This is a genomic window from Deinococcus pimensis DSM 21231 (assembly GCF_000519345.1).
GTDB lineage: Bacteria > Deinococcota > Deinococci > Deinococcales > Deinococcaceae > Deinococcus_A > Deinococcus_A pimensis.
In genome coordinates, this window is sequence record NZ_KI912637.1 from 37,703 (window position 1) to 43,518 (window position 5,816).

Annotated in this window: 5 protein-coding genes; all 5 read left to right on the forward strand. The window is 70.6% G+C overall.

Annotated elements, in window-relative coordinates; all coding sequences use genetic code 11:
* The coding region (locus DEIPI_RS0108745; RefSeq protein WP_027481523.1) for an ABC transporter permease at positions 1-642 on the forward strand (642 nt) is incomplete at its 5' end.
* Positions 618-1,613 (forward strand): ABC transporter permease, encoded by a 996-nt coding sequence (locus DEIPI_RS0108750; RefSeq protein WP_027481524.1) that lies wholly within the window; start codon positions 618-620, stop codon positions 1,611-1,613. The genes DEIPI_RS0108745 and DEIPI_RS0108750, both read left to right, overlap by 25 nt.
* Positions 1,614-1,799: 186 nt before the next feature.
* Positions 1,800-2,870: an ABC transporter substrate-binding protein gene (locus DEIPI_RS0108755; protein WP_027481525.1), complete on the forward strand. Its 1,071-nt coding sequence runs from the start codon at positions 1,800-1,802 to the stop codon at positions 2,868-2,870.
* 61 nt (positions 2,871-2,931) lie between these two features.
* Positions 2,932-4,185: a Zn-dependent hydrolase gene (locus DEIPI_RS0108760; RefSeq protein ID WP_027481526.1), complete on the forward strand. Its 1,254-nt coding sequence runs from the start codon at positions 2,932-2,934 to the stop codon at positions 4,183-4,185.
* Between the two features lie 28 nt (positions 4,186-4,213).
* Positions 4,214-5,575, forward strand: a complete 1,362-nt coding sequence (locus tag DEIPI_RS29755) for an aminotransferase class III-fold pyridoxal phosphate-dependent enzyme (RefSeq protein WP_045233955.1) — start codon at positions 4,214-4,216, stop codon at positions 5,573-5,575.
* Positions 5,576-5,816 lie beyond the last annotated feature (241 nt).

Here is a 5,816-nt window from a genome sequence, read left to right on the forward strand (position 1 = left end):
CCGCCGCTCGCGCCGACGAGCGCGCCGTACAACGCGCTCGTCACGGCGGGCGAGACGCTCGTGGGCCTCCTGATCGCGAGCCTGCTCGGGGTGGTCCTCGCGCTCGCGCTCGTCGTGAGCCGCGCGTTCGAGCGGACCCTCATGCCGTGGCTCGTCGCGTCGCAGATGGTGCCCGTCATCGCGCTCGCGCCGATGCTGGCCGTGATGCTGGGGCAGTACGGCGTGCAGGGCTGGGTGCCGAAGGCGATCATCGCGGCGTACATCGCGTTCTTCCCGGTGTGCGTGGGCGTCGCGCGCGGCCTGCGCAGTCCCGACCCCCTCCAGCTGGACCTGATGCGCACCTACCGCGCGGGCGGCGCGGCGGTGTTCTTCAAGCTGCGACTGCCCTCCGCGCTGCCCTTCCTGTTCACGTCCCTCAAGGTCGCCGCGACCGCCGCGCTGATCGGCAGCATCGTCGCGGAGATCAGCACCATCAGCTTCAGCGGCCTCGGGAAGATGCTCGCGGAGAACTCCCGCGCGTCCGACACGGTGGCGCTGTGGGTGATCATGATCTGGGGCGCGGCGCTCGGCATCGCGCTCGTCGCGCTCGTCGGACTCCTGGAGAGGGTGGTGACGCCGTGGCGACCCGCGCCGCAGGACTGACGCGCGCCGCGCGGCCCGCGCAGGGCGTCGCGCTGGGCTGGGCCCTGGTGGCGGCCTCGGGGCTGCTGCTCGCGCTCGCGGTGCGCTTGGTGTTGCCGTACGAGGCGGAGGGCGCCGTCTGGCACGGCGCCCGCGCCCTCGCGCTCGCGCTCGTCGCGCTGGGCGTGCTAGCGGGCGCTCTGGGCGTCGGGGGCGTCGCGGCGCGCACGCGGGGCCTCACGCCCTCCCTTGTCGCGCTCGCCCTCGCGCTCGTCGCGGTGGAGGCGGTGCTGCGCGCGAACGCCGTGCCCGCCGGGCTGATCCCCACGCCGGGCCGCGTGGCGCGCGTGCTGTGGGAGGCGCGTTTCGTGCTGCTCTCCGACGCGCGCGTCACCTTCGCGCAGGAGGCGCTCGTCGGGTACCTCGGCGGGGCCCTCGCGGGCATCCTGCTCGCGCTCGCCGTCGTCCGCTTCCGCTTCCTGGAGCGCGGCCTGCTTCCGTACGCGGGCCTGTTCAGCAGCGTGCCCATCGTCGCGCTCGCGCCAGTCGTCGTGAAGGCCTTCGGGCTGGAGTGGACGTCCAAGGCGATCATCGTCGGCATCACCGTGCTCTTCCCGGTCGTCGTGAACGTCGTCCGGGGCCTCCAGAGCGCCAGTCCCCTGCACCTCGACCTCATGCGCACGTACGCCGTGCCGCCCGCGCGGACCTTCGCGCTCGTGCGGGTGCCCGCGTCGCTGCCCTTCCTGTTCAACGCCCTCAAGGTCGGCACGACCCTCGCGATGATCGGCGCGATCGTCGGGGAGTTCTTCGGCACGACCGGGCAGGGGCTCGGCTTCCGCATCCAGATCGAGGCGGGCCGCTTCAACCTCGACGTCGTCTGGGCCGCCATCGTCGTCGCGAGCGTCCTCGGCATCATGTTCTACGGGCTCGTCGCGTGGCTCGAAGCCCGCCTCGCGAGCAGCCGTCAGGAGTCGGCGATCAGCCGTCGGTAATCAGCCTCCAGCGATCGGTTTTCAGTGCGTGATTCGGGAACATGGAGGAAGGCAGGTGACGAACATGCGACCACGAGGAACCACCCCTGCCTGATCTTCACCCCCGACCGCCGACAGCGCACCCCTGAAGGCTTCCCATCACTGACGGCTGACGGCTGATCGCTGACAGCTTCCCCGGAGGAACACATGAAGAACCTCGTTCTCGTCGGTCTCGGCCTCGCGCTCCTCACCCCAGTCGCGGACGCGCAGCAGAAGCTCGTGCCCGTGAAGCTCCAGCTCAAGTGGTTCCCGCAGGCGCAGTTCGCGGGGTTCTTCGTGGCGCAGCAGAAGGGCTTCTACAAGGCCGAGGGTCTCGACGTGCAGCTGCTCCCCATCGGCGACCAGAGCCCCATCCAGACCGTCGCGACGGGCACCGCCGACTTCGGCACCACCTGGATCACGGACCTCCTCACGGCCCGCCAGCAGGGCCTGCCGGTCGTGCACATCGCGCAGATCTTCCAGAAGAGCGGCTACACCCTCGTGGCGCTCAAGAGCAGCAACATCACGAAGGTCGCGGACTTCAAGGGCAAACGCATCGGCGTGTGGCCCAGCGGCAACGAGTACCCCGCCGTGGCCCTCCTGAAGCGCAACAAGCTCACCAGCAGCCTCGACTCCACCGTCTCGCGGCCCGACGTGCAGGCCGTCACGTACCCCTTCGATCCGGCGCTCGTGTTCCCGGACAAGGTGGACCTCGTGAGCGCCATGACCTACAACGAGCTCGACCAGATCCAGGGCCTCGGGTACGACCTCGGCAAGCTGCAGGTGTTCCGCATGCCCGACCTCGGCGTGAACCTCCTCGAGGACCTGATGTTCACCACGCAGCGCGTCCTCGACGAGAAGAACTTCCGCGGCAGCGGCCTCTCGGGCCGCGAGGTGGCCGCGCGGCTCGTGCGGGCGTCCCTGAAGGGCTGGGACTACGCCGTGAAGAACCAGCCGGAGGCCGTGAGCATCGTGCTTCCCCTGTGCGGCAACACCTGCAAGGGCAGCGGCACCCGCGCCGACGCGAAGGGTCACCAGACGTGGCAGATGACCGAGGTCGCCAAGCTCTACAACGCCGGGCCCACCCTGAAGGGCATGGCGGGCTACCTCGACCCGGCCACGTACAGGGCGAACGTGAAGCTGCTGCGTGACCTCGGCATCCTCAAGCAGGACCCCGTCGCGGCCGCCGTGGACTACTCCGTGTGGGAGCAGGCGACCGGCAAGAAGGCCGCCCGCTGACCGTACGCCCCGCCGGGCCGCGAGCGTCGCTCGCGGCCCCCGCTCCCGGAAAGGAACTCCCGTGCCCATCGATCCCCTCAGAACGCTGGAGGAACTCAAGGAACTGCGCGCCCTCACGGGCGACGAGCACGGCGCGCAACGCGTCGCGTTCACGCCCGTGTGGGCCCGCGCCCGCGCGTGGCTGCGTGAGAAGCTCGCGGAGCTGCCCGTCGAGGTCCATCAGGACCCGGCGGGCAACCTCTGGGCGACGCTGCGCGGCGAGCGCGACGACGCCCTGCTGATCGGCGGGCACATGGACAGCGTCCCGAACGGCGGCTGGCTCGACGGGTGCCTCAACGTCCTCGCGGGCCTGGAGGTGATGCGGCGCGCCGCGCAGGAGGGCACGCCGCCCGTCACGCTCCGGCTGGTGGACTGGGCGGACGAGGAGGGCGCGCGCTTCGGACGCAGCCTGCTCGGGTCGAGCGCCGCGAGCGGCACCCTCGACCTCGAGAGCGTGCGCGGCCTGCGCGACCGTGACGGCGTGACCCTCCCGGAGGCGCTCGCGTCGCAGGGCATCGACTTCGAGCGCCTCCCGGAGGCGCACGCGGAGCTGAGGGCGGCCCGCGCGTACCTCGAACTGCACATCGAGCAGGGCCCCGTCCTGGAGGACCTGGACCTGCCGCTCGGGGCGGTCCTCGGGACCTTCGGGGTGGAGCGCCACACGATCACGTGGCGCGGGCAGGCCGCGCACAGCGGCAGCACGCCCATGAACCGCCGCCGCGACGCGCTGCTCGCGGCGGGGAAGATGGCGCAGGAGGTGTACGCCCTCACGGACCGTCACGGGGGCGTCAGCACCATCGGCAGCGCGAAGACGCGGCCCGGCATCGTCACGAGCGTCGTGGAGGAGTGCGAGATCACCCTCGACCTGCGGCACCTCGACCTCGCGACCCTCACGGCGATGTGGGAGGACGCGCGGGCGGCGGCGCGGCGCTTCGCGGACGAGGGCGGCGTCACCGTGGAGTTCGGTGACCTGTGGCGCATCGACCCCATGCCCTTCCACCCCGAGCTGATCGAGCTGTGCGACGAGGCGATCCGCGAGGTGTGCGGCGTGTCGCACCGCCTCCCGTCGGGACCGCTGCACGACGCGGCGGAGGTGGCGCGCGCGGGCGTGCCCACCGTGATGCTGTTCGTGCAGAGCCTGCGCGGCATCAGCCACAACAGGATCGAGGACACGAAGGAGGAGCACCTCGTCCTGAGCGTCCTCGCGCTCGACCGGCTCGCCACGAGCGCGACGCGCTGGATCACCGACCGTCTCGCCGCGCCGCAGGCGCGCTGATGCTCACGCCCACAGGAGGTTTCCCAGCATGACCGGCACCGACGACGTCATCCGCGACAACCGCGACTACACCCTCTTCTCGTGGTCCGTGCAGAGCGCCGCCCATCCCATTCACATGACGGGCGGGCAGGGCGTGTGGTTCTTCGACGGGGAAGGGAACCGCTGGCTGGACTTCTCCAGTCAGCTCATCAACCTCAACGTGGGGCACCAGCACCCGCGCGTCATCGAGGCGATCAAGAAGCAGGTGGACGAACTGTGCTTCGCCGGGCCGGGCTTCGCGACCGCCCCGCGCGGCGAGCTCGGGAGGAAGCTCGCGGAGGTCACGGGCCTCGCGAAGAGCTTCTTCACCCTCGGCGGGGCCGAGGCGAACGAGAACGCCATGAAGATCGCGCGGCTCGTCACGGGCCGCGACAAGATCATCACGCGCTACCGCAGCTATCACGGCGCGACGATGGGCGCGATGACCGCCTCGGGCGACCCGCGCCGCTGGGCGGTGGAGCCGGGCGTGCCGAACGTCGTGCGTGTCTTCGATCCGTACTGCTACCGCTGTCCCTTCGGCAAGACGCCCGACTCCTGCCGCCGTGAGTGCGTCTCCCACATCGAGGAGGTCATCCAGATGGAGGGGCCGCACACGATCGCGGCGATCATGGTGGAGGGCATCACGGGCAGCAACGGCCTGCTGGTGCCGCCCGACGACTACTACCCGCGTCTGCGCGCCCTGTGCGACAGGTACGGCATCCTCCTCATCGACGACGAGGTGATGAGCGGCTTCGGCCGCACCGGCACGTGGCTCGCCACGCAGCACTACGGCATCAGGCCCGACATCGTCACCTGCGCCAAGGGCCTCACGAGCGGGTACATGCCGCTCGGCGCGGTCATCGTCTCCGACGAGATCGCGCGGTACTTCGAGACGAACATGCTGTGGGGCGGCCTGACGTACAGCGGGCACCCCGTGAGCTGCGCCGCCGCCGTCGCGAACCTCGCCGTGTACGAGGAGGAGCGCCTCTTCGAGAACGTCGTGACGCTCGGGGAGCACCTGCGCGCCCGGCTGGAGAGCATGCGTGACCGCTTCCGCTGCGTCGGGGACGTCCGCTCCAAGGGACTGTTCAGCGTGCTGGAGCTCGTGAAGGACAAGGAGACGAAGGAACCGCTCGCGCCCTTTGGCGGCACCTCCCCCGAGATGGCGCGGCTCACGGCGCACCTGAAGTCCCGGCACGTGTACGCCTTCAGCCGCTTCAACATGCTGTGGTGCTGCCCGCCCCTGATCATCACGAAGGAGGAGCTCGACCTCGGCCTCGACGTGTACGAGGAGGCGCTCGCCCTCGTCGACGAGATGATCGCGGGAGAACAGGCGCCAGCCTTCAGCCTTCCGATCTCAGCAGGAAGCTGAAGGCGGGACGTCTTCACACCAACGGCACGATGACTGGACGCCGACCACTGATCACTGACCACTGACAGCTGACCGCTGCTCCGGAGGACCCCCATGACCCAGACCCAGGACAATCCCGCCTCGCCCGAGCTCGCGCGCGTCACGCACTGGCTGTCGGGCGCGCCCCGCGCGTCCACCTCGGGGCGCTCGGCGCCCGTCTACGATCCCGCCACGGGCGCGGTGCAGGCCCACGTGGACCTCG

Coding starts and splice junctions, on each gene's coding strand:
- DEIPI_RS0108755 (WP_027481525.1), top strand. CDS start 1,800: ATGAAGAACCTCGTTCTCGTCGGTCTCGGCCTCGCGCTCCTCACCCCA.
- DEIPI_RS29755 (WP_045233955.1), top strand. CDS start 4,214: ATGACCGGCACCGACGACGTCATCCGCGACAACCGCGACTACACCCTC.